General features: G+C 65.2%; 18 protein-coding genes. 12 read left to right on the forward strand and 6 right to left on the reverse strand.

The window, feature by feature from the left end:
* Positions 1-111: 111 nt before the first annotated feature.
* Positions 112-2283 carry a primosomal protein N' gene (locus tag ACE3RX_RS03900; RefSeq protein WP_374480516.1) on the forward strand — a complete coding sequence of 724 codons (2172 nt, stop codon included), beginning with the start codon at positions 112-114 and terminating at the stop codon, positions 2281-2283.
* Between the two features lie 20 nt (positions 2284-2303).
* Here ACE3RX_RS03900 and ACE3RX_RS03905 read toward each other — a convergent pair whose 3' ends face one another.
* A complete protein-coding gene (locus tag ACE3RX_RS03905; RefSeq protein ID WP_374480518.1) occupies positions 2304-2447 on the reverse strand; it encodes a PEP-CTERM sorting domain-containing protein in 144 nt (47 codons plus the stop codon).
* Positions 2448-2725: 278 nt separating this feature from the next.
* Between ACE3RX_RS03905 and ACE3RX_RS03910 the strand changes: the two genes are divergently transcribed.
* From ACE3RX_RS03910 to ACE3RX_RS03935, 6 genes are all read left to right on the forward strand, one after another.
* Positions 2726-3043 carry an amine oxidase gene (locus ACE3RX_RS03910; protein ID WP_374480520.1) on the forward strand — a complete coding sequence of 106 codons (318 nt, stop codon included), beginning with the start codon at positions 2726-2728 and terminating at the stop codon, positions 3041-3043.
* Positions 3044-3230: 187 nt separating this feature from the next.
* Entirely contained in the window at positions 3231-3473 is a 243-nt protein-coding gene (locus ACE3RX_RS03915) for a hypothetical protein (protein WP_374480522.1), read from the forward strand.
* Complete coding sequence (locus ACE3RX_RS03920; RefSeq protein ID WP_374480524.1) at positions 3457-4749, forward strand: DUF2325 domain-containing protein; 1293 nt, start codon at positions 3457-3459, stop codon at positions 4747-4749. The genes ACE3RX_RS03915 and ACE3RX_RS03920 overlap by 17 nt, the downstream gene beginning before the upstream one ends.
* Before the next feature lie 166 nt (positions 4750-4915).
* Complete coding sequence (locus ACE3RX_RS03925; RefSeq protein WP_374480526.1) at positions 4916-5281, forward strand: response regulator transcription factor; 366 nt, start codon at positions 4916-4918, stop codon at positions 5279-5281.
* Positions 5282-5285: 4 nt separating this feature from the next.
* Positions 5286-5933: a hypothetical protein gene (locus ACE3RX_RS03930; RefSeq protein ID WP_374480528.1), complete on the forward strand. Its 648-nt coding sequence runs from the start codon at positions 5286-5288 to the stop codon at positions 5931-5933.
* Positions 5930-7258 (forward strand): diguanylate cyclase domain-containing protein, encoded by a 1329-nt coding sequence (locus ACE3RX_RS03935; RefSeq protein WP_374480530.1) that lies wholly within the window; start codon positions 5930-5932, stop codon positions 7256-7258. The genes ACE3RX_RS03930 and ACE3RX_RS03935 overlap by 4 nt, the downstream gene beginning before the upstream one ends.
* A gap of 145 nt (positions 7259-7403) precedes the next feature.
* Here ACE3RX_RS03935 and ACE3RX_RS03940 read toward each other — a convergent pair whose 3' ends face one another.
* Complete coding sequence (locus ACE3RX_RS03940; RefSeq protein ID WP_374480532.1) at positions 7404-9731, reverse strand: CHASE2 domain-containing protein; 2328 nt, start codon at positions 9729-9731, stop codon at positions 7404-7406.
* A 200-nt stretch (positions 9732-9931) separates the two neighbouring features.
* Between ACE3RX_RS03940 and mscL the strand changes: the two genes are divergently transcribed.
* Positions 9932-10360, forward strand: coding sequence for a large conductance mechanosensitive channel protein MscL (gene mscL / locus ACE3RX_RS03945; protein ID WP_374480534.1), 429 nt, complete (start codon positions 9932-9934; stop codon positions 10358-10360).
* Positions 10361-10388: 28 nt separating this feature from the next.
* Here the strand turns inward: mscL and ACE3RX_RS03950 are convergent, their stop codons facing one another.
* The 4 genes from ACE3RX_RS03950 to pyrE form a co-directional block, all read right to left on the reverse strand.
* Complete coding sequence (locus tag ACE3RX_RS03950; protein WP_374480536.1) at positions 10389-11105, reverse strand: response regulator transcription factor; 717 nt, start codon at positions 11103-11105, stop codon at positions 10389-10391.
* A gap of 62 nt (positions 11106-11167) precedes the next feature.
* The gene (locus ACE3RX_RS03955; protein ID WP_374480538.1) at positions 11168-11809 is read right to left on the reverse strand and encodes an MBL fold metallo-hydrolase; all 642 of its coding nucleotides are present in this window, start codon (positions 11807-11809) and stop codon (positions 11168-11170) included.
* A 44-nt stretch (positions 11810-11853) separates the two neighbouring features.
* Positions 11854-12483, reverse strand: a complete 630-nt coding sequence (locus tag ACE3RX_RS03960) for a hypothetical protein (protein ID WP_374480540.1) — start codon at positions 12481-12483, stop codon at positions 11854-11856.
* Between the two features lie 4 nt (positions 12484-12487).
* Entirely contained in the window at positions 12488-13135 is a 648-nt protein-coding gene (gene pyrE / locus ACE3RX_RS03965) for an orotate phosphoribosyltransferase (RefSeq protein WP_374480542.1), read from the reverse strand.
* Between the two features lie 34 nt (positions 13136-13169).
* Here pyrE and ACE3RX_RS03970 point away from each other — a divergent pair, with 34 nt between their 5' ends.
* The 4 genes from ACE3RX_RS03970 to ACE3RX_RS03985 all read left to right on the forward strand — a co-directional run bounded on the left by ACE3RX_RS03970 (position 13170) and on the right by ACE3RX_RS03985 (position 16045).
* Positions 13170-13958, forward strand: a complete 789-nt coding sequence (locus tag ACE3RX_RS03970) for an exodeoxyribonuclease III (protein WP_374480544.1) — start codon at positions 13170-13172, stop codon at positions 13956-13958.
* 150 nt (positions 13959-14108) lie between these two features.
* A complete protein-coding gene (locus ACE3RX_RS03975; RefSeq protein WP_374480547.1) occupies positions 14109-14594 on the forward strand; it encodes a rubrerythrin family protein in 486 nt (161 codons plus the stop codon).
* A 54-nt stretch (positions 14595-14648) separates the two neighbouring features.
* Positions 14649-14813, forward strand: coding sequence for a rubredoxin (locus tag ACE3RX_RS03980; RefSeq protein ID WP_079434560.1), 165 nt, complete (start codon positions 14649-14651; stop codon positions 14811-14813).
* Positions 14814-14884: 71 nt separating this feature from the next.
* On the forward strand, positions 14885-16045 hold the full coding sequence (locus ACE3RX_RS03985; protein WP_374480549.1) for an NAD(P)/FAD-dependent oxidoreductase: 1161 nt from the start codon (positions 14885-14887) through the stop codon (positions 16043-16045).
* The last annotated feature ends 97 nt before the right edge of the window (positions 16046-16142 follow it).

The raw sequence follows: 16142 nt of genomic DNA on the forward strand, positions 1-16142 counted from the left end.
GAGCCAAAGGCTTCAATCCCTTTCCCCATCCGCCATCTCATCAACCCCTTGCAATACACTGATTTACCGGTATTTTTCGGAATCGGCCACAAACTCGCCATCTAACCCGCCGTGATTGTCCGCGTCGCCCTGCCGGTCCCCTTACCCCGGACCTTCGACTACATCGCCGTAGATCTCTGCCCGGCCGATCTGGGCCGCTGCGTGCGGGTTCCCTTCGGACGCGGCGAGAAGACCGGACTGATCGTCGCTCTCCCCGACATGGCTGAAGTGCCGATGGAGCAGTTGAAGCCGGTCATTGCCATCCAGCGTGAAGCACCGGCCCTGCCTGCGGACTGGCTGGCGATGGTCGACTTCACCGCCCGCTACTATCAGCACCCTCTCGGAGAAGTCGTGGCGATGGCCCTGCCGCCGCGCCTGCGCCGGGCGGACGCGGTCAGCGGCAACGAAGCTGACCCCCTGCTCGATCTGACCGACGCTGGGCGGGACGCCATCCACTCCACCAAACGGCAGAGCCGCGCACTGACCCTGCTGCACAATCTCGCCAACCAAGGCCCCCGCCGCAAATCCCAGCTACGTGAAGGGAATAGCGCCAACCCGGCGGTGACCGACGCCCTCAAGCGGGGCTGGATTGCCCCTTCCGCCGCCGCCAATCCCGCGGCAATGGCAGGCGCACCGACGCTCACCGCAGAGCAGCAGGCGGCCGTCGATGCGATGTCGGCGGACTTCGGCCGCTTCCAGACCTTCCTGCTGGCCGGCGTCACCGGCAGTGGCAAGACCGAGGTCTATCTGCGACTGGTCCAGCAGGTCATCGCCCAAGGCGGACAAGCCCTGATCCTCGTTCCCGAAATCGCCCTCACCCCGCAACTGGAGGGACGCGTGGCCGGCCGCTTCCCGGCCGCCCGGGTGGTCAGCCTGCATTCCGCACTGGCCGAAGGCGCCCGCTCCCAGGGCTTCGTGCAGGCCATGGAAGGACGCGCGGAGATCGTTCTTGGTACCCGCCTGTCGGTATTCACGCCGCTGCCCCGCCTGGGGCTGATTGTGGTGGACGAGGAACACGACGCCAGCTACAAGCAGCACGAGGGCGTGCGCTACAACGCCCGTGACCTGGCGATCTGGCGCGCCCGCCAGCGCAGCGTGCCGATCGTCCTGGGCTCCGCCACGCCGTCCCTGGAGAGCTGGTACGCCGCCGACAGCGGCCGCTACCGGCGCATCGAGCTCGCCAATCGCGCCGTCGCCGCCACGTTGCCACGGGTACGCCCGGTGGACGTCCGCCGCGAAAAACTCCAGCACGGGGTATCCGAACACCTGCTGCGCGCCATCGACGCGCGCTTGCAGCGTGGCGAGCAGAGCCTGGTCTTCCTCAACCGCCGCGGCTATGCGCCGGTGCTGTCCTGTCCATCCTGTGGCTGGGTCAGCCGCTGTCCGCACTGCACGGCCAACATGGTCCTGCACCTGGCCGACCGGCGCTTGCGCTGCCACCACTGCAGCTTCGAAGCCGGCATCCCGCTGGCCTGCCCGGACTGCGGCGACCAGGACATCCAGCCTTTCGGGCGTGGCACCCAACGACTTGAGGAAACCTTGGGCGAGCGCTTTCCCGATGCCCGAATCCTGCGCGTCGACCGGGATGCCGCGCGCACCCGCAGCCAATGGGACGCGCTGCTCGACCAAATTGGCCGCGGCGACGCCGACATTCTGGTCGGCACCCAGATGATGGCCAAGGGACACGACTTTCCCAAGCTGACCTTCGTCGGTGTCCTGAACGCCGATTCATCGCTGTTCGCCGCCGATTTCCGGGCCCCCGAACGTCTGTTCCAGCAGCTCATGCAGGTCGGTGGCCGCGCCGGGCGCGGCGAACTGCCTGGCGAAGTGATGGTGCAGACCCAGTATCCCGACCATCCGCTGTACCAGTGCCTCGCCGCCCACGACTTCGCCCGCTACGCCTCCCTACAGCTGGAGGAGCGCAAGCAGGCCCGCTTCCCGCCGTTCGCAGCAAACGCGCTGCTATGCGCCAACGCCGCCGAGCTTGCAATGGCCATCGACTGGCTGAAAGCCGCCCGCGCCGCCGCCGAACCCTTGTCCCAGGCTTTCGGCGTGCATGTCTTCGATCCGGTGCCGATGCGCATGGTCCGCCTCGCCCGCAGGGAACGCGCCCAGTTGCTGGTCGAAGCGCAGACCCGCCCGGCACTGCAGGCCTTTCTCGCCGAATGGAGCCGCCAGCTATGGGCCCTGCGAGCGCCCAGGGAGCTGCGCTGGCACCTCGACGTGGATCCAGCCGAAGTCTGAGCGGCCGGGCTCAGGACAGCCTACGACCGCCTTCTGCGCACCAGCGTCATCCCCCCGGCCAGACCGAGCAGAGACAGGGACGCAGGCTCCGGCACGGCCTGCAGGAAGCCGCGGGAAACACCTGGGTGTGGACATTCAGATAGGCCAGCTCGTGTGACTCGCATGGAATCCTCCTCATGAAGTGAAGCAATCGCCTCCGCTACAGTGGCCGCCCGGGATTGAGAACCAAGCGCAGGTCTTTTTTTCGAGCACAGGGACCTCGAACCAAAAAGTTGACGTCGACGGCAGACTCTCCGAAAAAACAGGGAAAGCGCCCTGTTACAAATGAACAAGGGCTTACATTTCCCCTGACAACCACCGGCGATGGCGGGCGTTATTCGCTACAAGGGCAGGCAATTACGCCGCCCCGGAACAAACGACCGAGTTATCAAGGAGAACGCAAATGCTGAACAAGATCATCGCCATCGCCATCGCCGCCGGTTTCGCTTCCGCCTCCTTTGCACAGGCGCCTGCTGCAACCCCGGCTACGCCGGCCAAGCCCGCCGCCGCCGCGACTGCAGCCGTCGAGAAGAAGACCGAAGCGCCGAAGGCTGAAGCCGCCAAGGCCGGCGAGACGGTGAAGACCGAGGCAGCCAAGACCACCGAGCCGGCCAAGGCCGAAGGCGCGAAGGTCGAAAAGCATGTCAAGCACGTGAAGCACGCCAAGACTGAAACCAAGGCGGAAGCCAAACCCGCCGAAGCGCCTGCCGCCGCCAAGTAAGCCGCAGCAGTCGTACTGATACAGCGCCGCGGGGCGTGGTCCGGTCCTCCGGATCACGCCCCGCGGCGCTTTTGCTTCTCATGCGATAGGCCTCCGCCTGAAACTATTTGATAATAATTCTCGTTTACTTCTACACCTAACCCGAGTAATTTGAGATCCATTCTCATTAACCCGAATGGATGCTCCTATGAACACTCCGGCCCTGCCGCTGCCCGCCATCGAATCGCCCAGCCTGTGGCTCGGTACGCTCGCCCAGCTCCTCCGCTTCGAAGAAACCGGCTGCCGGCACGCGGCCAGACGCGCCGCCGATCTCCTTGGCCGACTGGCCGACCGGCCCGACCTGGAGCCGGACTTTCGCGACCTTTGCGAACGTGCCGCCCATCGCATCGAAGACACCTCCGCGGGAGAGCAGCATGTGTCTCGCCCCTGAGAACCAGCCCCAGAGCCTGCAAAGCCTGTTGCGGGCGGAATACGCCAACGCCTTGGTGGCCATCGACGCACCGACCAGCGGCACAACAGGCCGAAAGCATCCCAAGCTGTGGGATCTCGACGACAAGCACCACTGCCCTCTGATCGGTACCTGCCTGTCCATTGACGATTTGCAGCGCTTCGCCAAGCGCTTCCACTTCTCCGCCCGTCCCGGCGACGACTTTGCCCTGCACGTGGAGGCCGTGGCCCAATGCCGGAGCCGCAACCCGGCTTCCGAGGCAATGCAGCGCCATCTGGACCGCAGATACCAGCTCTGGGTGGCCCGCTTCGGCAAGCTCAAAGACGACAAGGATCTGCTGGCCCTGTGGCACGAATGCCAACAGCGCGGCGACATCGCCGGCCCCCTATGGGCCCTATGCACCCACCGGAACGCGTCCCAGAGCAGCCTGCAGCGGGCCTACGCCGACGTGCACATGCTGTCCCACCAGGTCGGCGCGAGCCTGGCCGCCGACACGCGGCGCCTCGCCCATCTGGAAAAGGAAAATGCCGAACTGAAAAATGGCCTCAAACAGGAATTGGCTGCCCTGCGCCGACAGCTTGCCACCGCCGAGGCCGAGCGCTCCGAACGGGACGCCCTACGTGATGAAATCGACACCCTGCACAAGCGCTTACAGCGCTTCGAATCCGGTCAGGTAATCGTCGAGATGGGACAACGCCTGGTCGCCCTGCAGACATCCCACGACAAGCTGTTGGCCACCTCCGGACGGATGTGGGAACTGGAGCGCAATCTGAAGGACATCCGCGAGGAGGCCCAACGCATTGCCGCGGAACGGGACGCCGCGCTGTCCGAGCGGGATGCGCTGGAACAGCTGCTACGTGCCATGGAACCTGGCCCCTGCGAAGCCACATCGGGCAGCGACGCCTGCGCTGCCTGCGAACACGCCATCAGTACACGCTGCGTGCTGTACGTGGGAGGCCGCGCCGCACTGCTGGCACAGTACCGCCAGCTCGCCGGGCGCCTCGGCATCACCCTGATCCACCACGACGGCGGCCAGGAGGAATCCTTGTCGCGCCTGCCCGAGCTGATCCGCTGCGCCGATGCCGTGATGTGCCCAACCGACCATGTCAGCCACAACGCCTACTACCACGTAAAAGCCCACTGCAAACGGGTCGGCAAGCCCTGCCTGTTCTACCGGGGCGGCGGCATTTCGGGCTTTGCGGTGGCGATGGCGCGCATCGGCCGCGGCGAATACAGCCTCGCCGGCGACCCGGGCTGAACAGCACCGTCCCGTACAACGACGCCATCAGAACACTGGCTCAGCCGGAGAACGGCTGAAGCCCGACCGCTCCGGTCTCTGCGCACTCATTCCTTGTGAATAATTGCACTCAAGTTCTCATCCCTGCTCTCCGTAAGCAAGGGAAGGAACTCATCGGAGCGACCCCATGCCCTCCCCTGCAACGATCCTGCTCGTCGACGACAGCCGCGCCTCGCGGATGCTGTGCGCCTCTGTTATGCGCAGCCTGCGGCCGGATCTGACCCTGCTCGAAGCAGGCAACGGCGAAGCGGCCCTCGAACTCCTGAGCACCTCCCAGCCAGATCTCGCGGTGCTCGACATGAACATGCCCGGCATCTCGGGGCTCGACCTGGCCGAGAAGATCCGCGCCACCCACCCCGGCCTCACCCTCGCGCTGCTCACCGCCAACGTCCAGGAATCCATCCAGCGGCGGGCCGCAGGCCTGGGTGTACGCTTCTTCCGCAAACCGATAGGTGAGGCCGTCATCAGCGACATCCTGCAATTGCTGGACTAACGCGATGCACGACTTCTCCGAGCTCGAACTCGACGCACTCACCGAGGCCTTCAACCTGTCCCTCGGCGAAGCCGCAGCCACCTTTTCGGCGATCGTGCACGAAGAGATCGAACTGTCGGTACCGGCCATCGAGATCCTGTCCCGGGACACCCTCACCGAACGCCTGAGCCAAGGCCGGCCTGGTGGCGGCAACGACCGCCTGTGCCGCATCAACCAGCACTTCAAGGCGGCCGACGGCTTCCAGACCGATGCGCTGCTGCTCTTCCCCGAACACGGCAGCCTGGAGATAGTGCGCCGTATGCTCGGCGACGACGCCCCCGTCCAGCACATCACCGAACTCGAACAGGACGCCCTCGCCGAGATCGGCAACATCATCATCAACAGCTGCATGGCCAGCCTGGCCAACCTTTTCGGCACCGAGATGATCGGCTCGCTGCCGAGCGTGCAATCCCGCAGCGCCGCCACCCTGCTCGACGACCGGGACGCCGACAGCGTGATCCTGGTGGCCCGCATCTCGATGAACATGGCCGCCCACAATCTGTCCGGCTTCGTGCTGTTCATCATGAACGTGCCGTCGATCACCAGCTTCATGGCCCAGATCCGCCGCCTGTTCCGCCTACCCGGCCACGACGACCCCGTGACCACGCCATGACCGGCTTCCACTCCCTCCTCGCCGACTGCGTCGACATCGGCCTGATCCTGTTGGACGGGAAGGGACACATCTGCTTGTGGAACCGCTGGATCGAACAACGCACCGGGCTCGAGGCCGGCCACGTCACCGGGCGGGCACTGGCCGAGGCCTTTGGCCACCCGATCGATCCCCGCGTCGCGCTGGTCATCCGCGAAACCCTGGATTTCGGCTGGTCGGCACGCCTGTCCCACGCCTTGCATCCGATGCCGATGCCGCTCTTCCCCCCCGGCAGCAAGCAGGACGAACGGGTCAAGCAAGCCATCGACGTGATCCCTCTGGACGTTGACGGTGTCCGCCACTGCCTGCTGCAGATTCGCGACGTCACCGAAACCGTCCGCCGCGAGGCCCTGCTCAAGCAGCAGGGCCGCCAGCTACGCAACGACCTCCAGCGCCTGTCACATGCGCAGGTCGAACTCCAGCACAGTGAAATGCGCTTCCGCGAGCTGGCCCGCCAGGCCCCGGCCGGCCTCTTCGAGGCTGACAGCCATGCCCGCTGCACCTTCCTCAACGAGCGCTGCGAGCAAATCCTCGGCCGCAGCCTGCCCGAAGTCGCCGACACGCCATGGATCAACCTGCTGCCGGCCGGCGAACAGGCGCGGGTACGGGATGGCTGGCAGCTGGCCGTGGCCTCGGCGACCCGCTTCGCCGAGGAGTTTGCCTTCATCCGCCCCGACGACGGCAGCCGGCGCCGCATGCGCGCCGAAGCCGGCCCGTTGCGCGACGAGTTAGGGCGCATCAGCGGCTTCATCGGCACCATGGTGGATGTCACCGAATTCCACGAACGGGCCGCCCTCAACGAATTCCGCGCCAACCACGACAGCCTCACCGCGCTGCTCAACCGTGACCGCTTCGATCGCCACCTTTGCGCGGCAATCGCCGGCGCCGCCGAGAGCGGCGAGCGCGTCGCAGTGCTGTTCATCGATCTGGACGACTTCAAGCAGATCAACGACACCCACGGGCACCAGGCCGGCGATGCCGTACTGAAGGCCATTGCCAGCCGCCTGCGACGCATCCTGCGCAACGAAGACCGGGTGGCCCGCTACGGTGGCGACGAATTCGCCGTGCTGCTCAACGGAGCCCACGACCAACAGGCCATCGATGGTGTCATCGACAAGATCAAGCGGGTCGTCGCGCTACCGATCAACCTGGGACACTGCCACGTGCGTATCTGCTGCTCCGTCGGCCTGGCCATCTATCCCGATCACGGCCGCGATCCCGCTACCCTGCTGACCCACTCCGACAAGAGCATGTACAGCGCAAAGCGGCGTCACAGCGACACCCGCTAGACCGGCGGCACTCACCTCGCCGCTTCGGTCCCCGGAAAGATCATTGACCCACCAACGCCGGGCTGGTCAGCAGCACGCCATCCAAGAACTCGCGGATCGCCCGCAGCAGGCTGAAGACGTTCTGGGTACCCGAATGGCCGCCCGCTCAGGCCGGCAGCGAGGTGGCAGCCTGGTTCCGCAGCGGCAGATGCAGTTCGAAGGTACTGCCCTGTCCGGGTGTGCTCTCCACCGTCACCGTTCCCCCATGGCGCTCCGCCACCGTCTTGACGATCAGCAGACCCAGGCCGACCCCGGACGGCTGCGACGATCCATCCCCGCCCAACCGGCTGAAACGTTTGAAAAGCCGTGGCAACGCTTCGGGGGGAATGCCGACACCCTGGTCACGGACGCGAATCAGCCAGTCGCCGCCGTCGGCCTGCAGACGTACCGCCACCGTGCTGTTCGGGGCGCCGTACTTGATCGCATTGGTCAGCAGGTTGATCACCGCCCGCCGCAACAGGGAAAAGTCCCCACGCACGATCGCCTCTTCACTGTCCGCGTCATGGGTGTCCACCTCGACCCGAATACCGCGGGCATGGGCCTGCGGCCACACTTCGTCGGCGGCGGAATCCACCAAGCCGGCCAGGTCCAGCTCGACGAAATCCCGTGGATCCGATCCTTCCGCGCGCACCAGGCGAAACAGACCGTCGGCCAGGTCGAGGGCGGAGCGCGCATAGCGGGCGATCCGCGGAATCTGGGCAGCGCGCTGCTCAAGCGAGACGTTGCGCCCCTCGATAAGGGTCAGGATCGAGGCCAAGGGCGCGCGCAGGTCATGGGACAGGAAATGCATCGTGTCTTCACGGCTGCGGCGGGCCTCATGCATCACCGTCACGTCGGCCAGGCCGATGACCCGCCCCGGCGGCACACCGGGATCGAGGAGCAGATCGGCCACCGACACCAGCATGCAATGTCGCTCGTCGCTGGACAACTCGAACTGGCGGGTTCCCGTAAAGCCACCGAGATCCGGCAAGCCATCGCGCATCGGCAGATAGCCAGGCCATGGCAGTGCCCGCAACGCATCGAGCAAGGCCTCACCGTGGCTCGCATGAAGCAGCAGGCGCGCCTGGCCGTTGTGCAGGGTCACCTGGCCACGCGGGTCTATTACGACGACCCCGATGGACAGGTGTTCGAGGGTGGCCGCCATGAAGCGACGCACATCGCGCTGGTGCTGGGCAACCTGCCGCACGATGCGGATCCGCCGCTCCAGCGGATCCGCACTGCCGCTACCGACCTTATTCGGAAGCTCACCGAAGGTCGTCCCCTCTCGTTCAAGGGCCACCAACTCGGCATCCAGATAACGCTGGGCGGACTCCAGCCGGCGCCAGCTCCACAGGGGGTAAGCCAGCGCGCAGCCGAGCATGGCCGGCGCCGGACCGAACCACCAGCCCCCCAAGTGGAGGCCAAGAAAGGCCAGCGCCACGGCCAGACCGCCCAGCACGAAGGTGCCGATCAGACCCGCGCTGGGGCCGGCATGCAGCAGGAACAGCATCAGCACGACGACCAGTACCGCCGCCACTGTAGCCGCCGCCCACGGTGGCAACGCGGTCACCGTGGCGCCCCGGCGCAGCGCCTCGAAGACGTTGGCCTGCACCTCGATGCCCTGCATCGGCCGCAGCAAGCCGGATGTCGGCGTCGGCACCGCTTCGCCGAGACCGGTGGCCGTCACCCCGACGAACAGGATCTTGCCGCGCAGGGTCATATCCGGCACATCCCCATTGAGTACCGCGCGGAAGGGGTAATGGGTGTAACTGCCCGGCGGCCCGGAGAAACGGATGTGCAGCCAGTCCGAGCGCTGCCACAGCACGTTGTCGAGCCCATCGGCGAGCGGTGGCTCCCGATAGTGCCGCGCCGCCTCGGGCGCAACGACGCGCAGCAGCGCCAGCGAAAGATGGGGATTGCGGGCAGCGCCGAAGCCACCCCACAGGTACAGGCTGCGCACGATGCCATCAGGATCGAACTCCACCTGATCGAGGCCTACCGATGCGGCCGCATTGGCAAACATCGGCAAGGGCAAGTCCTCACCCATGCCCGACCCCGCCTGGCGCAGCGGCAGCACGACGCGCCCGAAACTCCGCATGGCGCGGGCAAGCATCAGATCACCTTCGGGATCATCCGGGCTTGCCGAATCCAGCGGCAGATCCAGCACCACCGCCGCCGCTCCAGCCGCACGCGCCTGTTCGAGCAGCCGCGCATACAGACGGCGCGACCATGGCCAACGCCCGACGCTTGCCAGGCTGGCATCGTCGATGGCGATGATCACCAGATCGGAGCTCGGCGGCCGCAGCCAGCTGGACAGGGCATCGTCATACAGGGTCTGGTCGATGCGCCACAACCAGCCCTCACAGGCCGACAGCCCGGCCAGGACAGCACACAGGAACGTCACCGCCAGCCACTCGAGGGTGGGCCGGTGCAGAGAAGCGGTAACGCTTTTCAAGGCGGTCTCTTGATTGAAATGCGACGAATATATTAGGTTATTGTTCTACCCGAAGTGCAATACTTCGCAAACTCGATCTTCATGCACAAAATTCGGTTTGTTCTTGCTCGGTATTGCCAGATTTGCGCGCTTCTTGCACTTACCGAGCGGCAGTATTTCAAGCCACGAGCCTTCATCGACTCATCCACAAAGGAGCAGCCATGAGCTTCATCCAGGAATTCAAGGAATTCGCCGTCAAGGGCAATGTCGTCGACCTGGCCGTCGGTGTAATCATCGGTGGCGCCTTCCAGAAGATCGTCGACTCCCTCGTCAAGGACATGCTGATGCCCGTCCTCGGCAAGCTGCTGGGCGGCATGGACTTCAAGCATTTCTACTTGAACCTCAGCGACAAGACCTACGACACCATGGAGGCCGCCGAGAAGGCCGGCGCACCGCTGTTCAAGTACGGCGTGTTCATCAACTCGGTGATCGACTTCCTGATCGTCGCACTGGCGATCTTCGTGGCGATCAAGGCCATCAACAAACTGAAGCGCGAAGAGCCGGCCGCCGAACCGGCACCCGCGGAGCCGCCGGCGGAACCGGAAGATGTGAAACTGCTGCGGGAAATCCGCGACGCGCTGAAGAAGTAGGCGCAGCGTGGCCCGTCGTCCTCGCCCCTCAGTCGGGCGAGACGACGGCGGACGGTTCGGAAGGATCGATCCGCTCGAGGCGATAGCCGAAATTGTAGGTGGGCGTCAGTCGGAAACCGTTCTCCGGCCGCAGGTTGAGCTTGCTGCGCACACGGCTGATATGGGTATCCACGGTACGCGTTGCCAGGGAGGGGTTGCGCCCCCACACGGCTTCGAGCAGGTGGCCACGGGACAGCAGGCGGCCGAGGTTGCGGAACAGGAAGGCCGCCAGTTCGAACTCCTTGTCCGTCAGGTCCACCCCGGTGCCGTCGATGCCGAGGGTCTTCTTGGCCAGATCGAAGTGGTACACGCCCACCGTCAGGGTCTGGTTGGGGCTCTTCGGCTGGGCCCGCCGCAATACCGCCTCGATGCGCGACAACAACTCGATGCGCCGCGGCGGCTTGACCACATAGTCGTCGGCGCCAGCACTGAAGGCATTGGCAATGTCCTCCTCGGCATCCCGCGAAGTGATGAAGATCGCCGGCGTATCGTTGTTACGCTCGACGCGCAGCCAGCGCAGCACCTGCTCGCCGGTCAGACCCGGCAACATCCAGTCCACCAGCAACAGGTCGAAGCTCTCGCGACTGGCCACCCGCATGAATTCACGGGCCAGCGTGAAGCCATGAACATCGTGCCCGGCTTCCTTCAGCCAGGCCGTCAGTACCTCCATCTGAGCTGGATCGTCCTCGATAATCGCAAATCGCACGCAGACCTACCTTTTTCTGAAATTGAAGCTCGTCGCCTGAAAAACCGGGATGCGCCTGCTGCTCAGGCGTAGTCGCCCACATATGGATTGCTGTCGCGCTCCTCGCCGAAGGTGGACATCGGCCCGTGGCCTGGAATGAAGGACACGTCATTGCCCAGCGGCCACAGCTTGCCGCGGATGGACTGAACCAGGTCCGCATGGCTGCCGCGCGGGAAATCCGTGCGCCCGATAGACCCGGCGAAAAGCACGTCGCCAACCACAGCCAGCCGTGCCGACGAGCTGAAGAACACCACATGGCCCGGTGTGTGGCCAGGGCAATGCAGCACGTCCAGCGTTTCCTGGCCTACCGTCACCGTGTCGCCATCGGCCAACCAGCGGTCCGGCGTGAATGTCTCCACCTGCGGAAAGCCAAACATCTTGCTCTGCTGGGGCAAGGCATCGATCCAGAAGCGCTCCTCCTTCTCAGGCCCCTCGACCGGCACGGCCAGCCGGCGGGCCAACTCGGCGGTACCACCGGCATGGTCAATATGGCCATGGGTCAGCAGGATCTTCTCCACCGTCAGCCCCAGTTGATCGATCGCCGCGGCAATCCGGTCCACGTCGCCGCCCGGGTCGACGACCGCCGCCTTGCGGCTCACGTCGCACCACAGCAGGGAGCAGTTCTGTTCGAAGGGGGTGACAGGAACGATCTTGTATTGAAGCATGGTCGGAAAAGCCGGAAAGGTAGTCTGAAAAGCCCGGGCTGCGTTCAACGCTGGGGCTGCGGCGCCGAACGGGATTCGGTCAGCGCAATGTAACGGCTGCGGTCCTGTTCATAGCGGGTCCGGATCGCCTCGATATCCCGCTTCTTGGCATCGATCACCACCCCCTGTGCCGCCAGCTCGCTGTCGGATTCCCGCAGCGCGGCCGCCAGGCTGGGGGGCATGCCGCGCTTCTGGTAGAACTCCGCCTCGCGGGTCAGGCCGGAACGCTTCTGCAACAACTGGGCACGCACCGCCTCAGCCTGCTTCAGCTCCAGCTGCACCCCCTGAATCGCGCGATCCCGGCGCGCGTCGATGTCGGCAACGCTGGAATAGGTTTCAAGCAGCGACTGGTTGCGACGCTGTTCAGCACGCAGGCGCAGCTGCTCGGCCCGTCGGGCCCGATCCTCGGCTTCCTTGCGGGCCAGTTGCTCGGGCGTCAGCGGTGCCTCCACCAGCCGGCGCACGGTGCCCTGGGGGCTCATCTCCCGGTAGCTCTTGCCATAACACTGGGGCGGCAACACGTCGCCGCACACCTGATGGCCATTGTCCGAGCAGCAAAAGACGGTCCGGGAGGGCGTCTGCGCCCCTACCGGCAGCACCACCCATAGCGCGCACAACAGGGCCAGCCGTCGCATGAGATCAGTTTTCTCCGCTCACACCATAGGTGTCGCGATACCGCTGCACGGCCTCCAGATTGGCCTTCAGCGCCGGACTATCGGCCAGGTAGGCGATCAGGTCCTTCAGGTTGGCCACGGCCAGCACCGGAATCCCGTAGGTATCACTCACCTCCTGCACCGCCGACAGCGTGCCAGTGCCGCGCTCCATGCGGTCGAGGGCGATGACCACCGCCGACGGCGTGGCGCCGTGGGCACGGATGATCTCCACCGACTCGCGCACCGAGGTGCCTGCCGAGATCACGTCGTCGAGGATCGCCACGCGGCCGGCCAGCGGCGCGCCGACCAGGGTACCGCCCTCGCCGTGGTCCTTGGCTTCCTTGCGGTTGAAGCAGAACGGCAGGTTGTGGCCGCGCTCGGCAAGCCGCATCGCGGTACCCGCCACCAGCGGGATGCCCTTGTAGGCAGGCCCGAACAGCATGTCGCAAGGCAACTGGGCGGCCAGCAGGGTCTGCGCGTAGAAGTCGCACAGCTTGCCGAAGGACGCACCGTCGTTAAACAGCCCGGCATTGAAGAAATAGGGGGAGAGACGCCCCGCCTTGGTGACGAACTCTCCAAACCTCAGCACGCCCTTGTCGCAGGAGAGGGCGATGAAATCACGGCTAAAATCCACGTCGTTTCCAAAAAAATGGACCAAATCAAACAAAATGTTACGCGTCGTCACCGCCAACCTCAATGGCATCCGTTCCGCCAGCGTGAAAGGCTTCCTCACGTGGCTCGGCCAGCAGGATGCCGACGTCGTATGTGTACAGGAGTTGAAAGCTCAACTTCCGGATCTTACGCCTGAAATGAGCGCTCCCGCCGACATGACGGGATACTTCCACTGCGCTGCCAAGAAAGGCTATAGCGGTGTCGGCATCTACACCCGCAAGGCGCCCGACCGCATCGTCGAGGGCCTGGGTCACGAAGAATTCGACCTGGAAGGCCGCTACCTGCAGGCCGACTTCGGCAACCTGTCGGTCGTCTCCCTGTACCTGCCGTCCGGTTCGAGTTCCGAGGAACGTCAGGCTGCCAAGTTCCGCTTCATGGATCTGTTCCTGCCGCACATGGCCGAGCTGCGGGCCAGCGGACGCGACGTGGTGATCTGCGGCGACTGGAACATCGCCCACCAGGCCATCGACCTCAAGAACTGGCGCTCCAACCAGAAGAACTCCGGCTTCCTGCCCGAAGAACGGGCTTGGCTAAGCCGCCTGTTCGACGAACAGGGTTGGGTGGACACCTACCGCCGCCTCCATCCCGAAGCCACCGACGCCTGCTACACCTGGTGGTCCAACCGCGGCCAGGCCTGGGCCAAAAACGTAGGTTGGCGCCTCGACTACCAGATCGCCACACCGGATCTCGGCGCCCGAGCAGTGCGTACCGCCGTTTACAAGGACGAGCGCTTCAGCGACCACGCACCGCTGACCGTCGACTACGACCTGCCCTTCGCCGGCTGATCCAGTTCGCCCCCACGGGGGCGACACCATTTAATAATAGTTATTTATTATCAAAATTCTTTAAACAATTAATTTCAAGTATTTTTCCTGCTGCCATACGATGGTCTCCATCGAATCCCGATCGACACAACAACCATCAGGAGAATCACCATGGCAAACCCCTTCCACAATCCCGCCTCGGCCACCATCCAGAACCTCGAAGCCGCTTTCGCCGGCGAATCGATGGCCCATATCAAGTACCGCTACTTCGCCAAGTTGTGCCGCGAAATGGGCGACGAGGAAACCGCCAAGGCCTTCGAAGCCACGGCCGATCAGGAAGTGATGCACGCCTTCGGCCACCTCGACCTGCTCTACCCGAAGGCCAAGATGAGCCCGGCCCGCGCCTTGCAGTTCGCCATCGAGGGCGAGACCTACGAGTACACCGAAATGTACCCGGCCTTCCGCCACACCGCCGTCGCCGAAGGCAACGATGCCGCGGTGCAGGAGATCGATGAGCAGATCGCCGAGTCGAAGGAGCATGCGGAGCAGTTCCGCGCCGTGCTCGAAAAGGCCGCCAAGCGCTTTGCCGCCCTCGCCAAGGTCGAGGAACGCCACGCCGCCCACTACCAGGCCGCCCTCGACAAAATCGGCGCCTGACGCCAACCCGACCCTGTTCAATCCCCGCATTCAGACTAAAAAGGAAAGCGCACCATGAAAACCTACCAATGCATCGTTTGCGGCTTCATCTACGACGAAACCGCCGGCCTCCCCGACGAAGGCATCGCCCCGGGCACCCGCTGGGCCGACATCCCTGACGACTGGGCCTGCCCCGACTGCGGTGTGGCCAAGTCGGACTTCGAGATGGTCGAGATCTGACCATGCCCATCCGGGCGGCGCGCCTTCCCTTTCCGCGCCGCCCCGCCAGCCCATTTCGCGAGGTCCTACCGATGCCCCATCCCGACTTGCCCACCCTCATCCTCGGCACCGGCCTCGCCGGCTACAACCTGGCCCGCGAGATCCGCAAGCTCGACAAGACTGTCCCACTGGTGCTGGTCAGCCGCGACGCGGCACCCTTCTACTCCAAACCGATGCTGTCCAACGCACTGGCCGGCGGCAAGACCGCTGAGTCGCTGGTGATGAAGAGCGCCGACCGGATGGCCGAAGAACTCGGCGCCAGGATCCTCGCCCACACCCAGGTCGCGTCCATCGACACGGCGGCGCGTCAGGTGTCTTTCAGCAATGGCGAACACCTGGCCTACCGGGACGTAGTGCTGGCCATCGGCGCCGACCCGATCCGCCTGCCCCTCGATGGTGACGGCGCCGCCGACGTACTGTCGGTGAATGACCTCGAAGACTTCGCCCGCTTCAGCGCCCGCCTCGACGGCGTGCAGCGCATCGCGATCCTCGGCGGGGGCCTGATCGGTTGCGAGTTCGCCAACGACTTGCTGGCCCGCGGCATCGTGCCGACGGTCCTCGACCCCGCCCCGTGGCCCCTCGGCCGCCTGCTTCCGGAAGCCGCCGGACACTGGTTCCAGGGACGACTCGAAGCCGCTGGCGTCCGCTTCCGCATGGGCACCGCAGCGCGCAGCGTCACCCGCCAGGCGGACGGCTATCGTCTCGAACTCGACGACGGCAGCCAGCTCGATGTGGACCTCGTGCTGTCGGCAGTCGGCCTGCGCCCACGTACCGGCATCGCCGCTGAGGCAGGACTCGCCACCCAGCGCGGCATCGTCGTCGACCGCCGCCTCGCCGCCAGCGCCCCGAACGTTTATGCGATCGGCGACTGCGCCGAGGTGGACGGCCTCAGCCTGCCCTTCGTGATGCCGATCATGCAGCAGGTCCGCGCGCTGGCCCAGACCCTTGCCGGCACGCCGACCGACGTGCGCTACCCGGCCATGCCGGTGCTGGTGAAGACGCCTGCCGTCCCAACGGTCGTCGCCCCGCCCGCGGCCGGCACTGAGGGCGCGTGGCAAGTGGAAGATGACCGCGACGGCCTGACCGCCCGCTTCGTCGCCTCTGATGGCAGTCTGCGCGGCTTCGCGGTACTCGGCAGCGCCACCGCCGGCAAGCAGGCACTCACAGCCCAGCTGCCGTCCACGCTGAGCTAGCCGATACCGCCCTGCCGGCTATGGAGAGTTGACCGCCGTCATGCTGATCGACTAAATTCAGTCGATTGACTAACTTAACGTACCGGGAGCATCGATA

It is taken from the genome of Zoogloea sp., assembly GCF_041914405.1.
Classification (GTDB): Bacteria; Pseudomonadota; Gammaproteobacteria; order Burkholderiales; family Rhodocyclaceae; genus Zoogloea.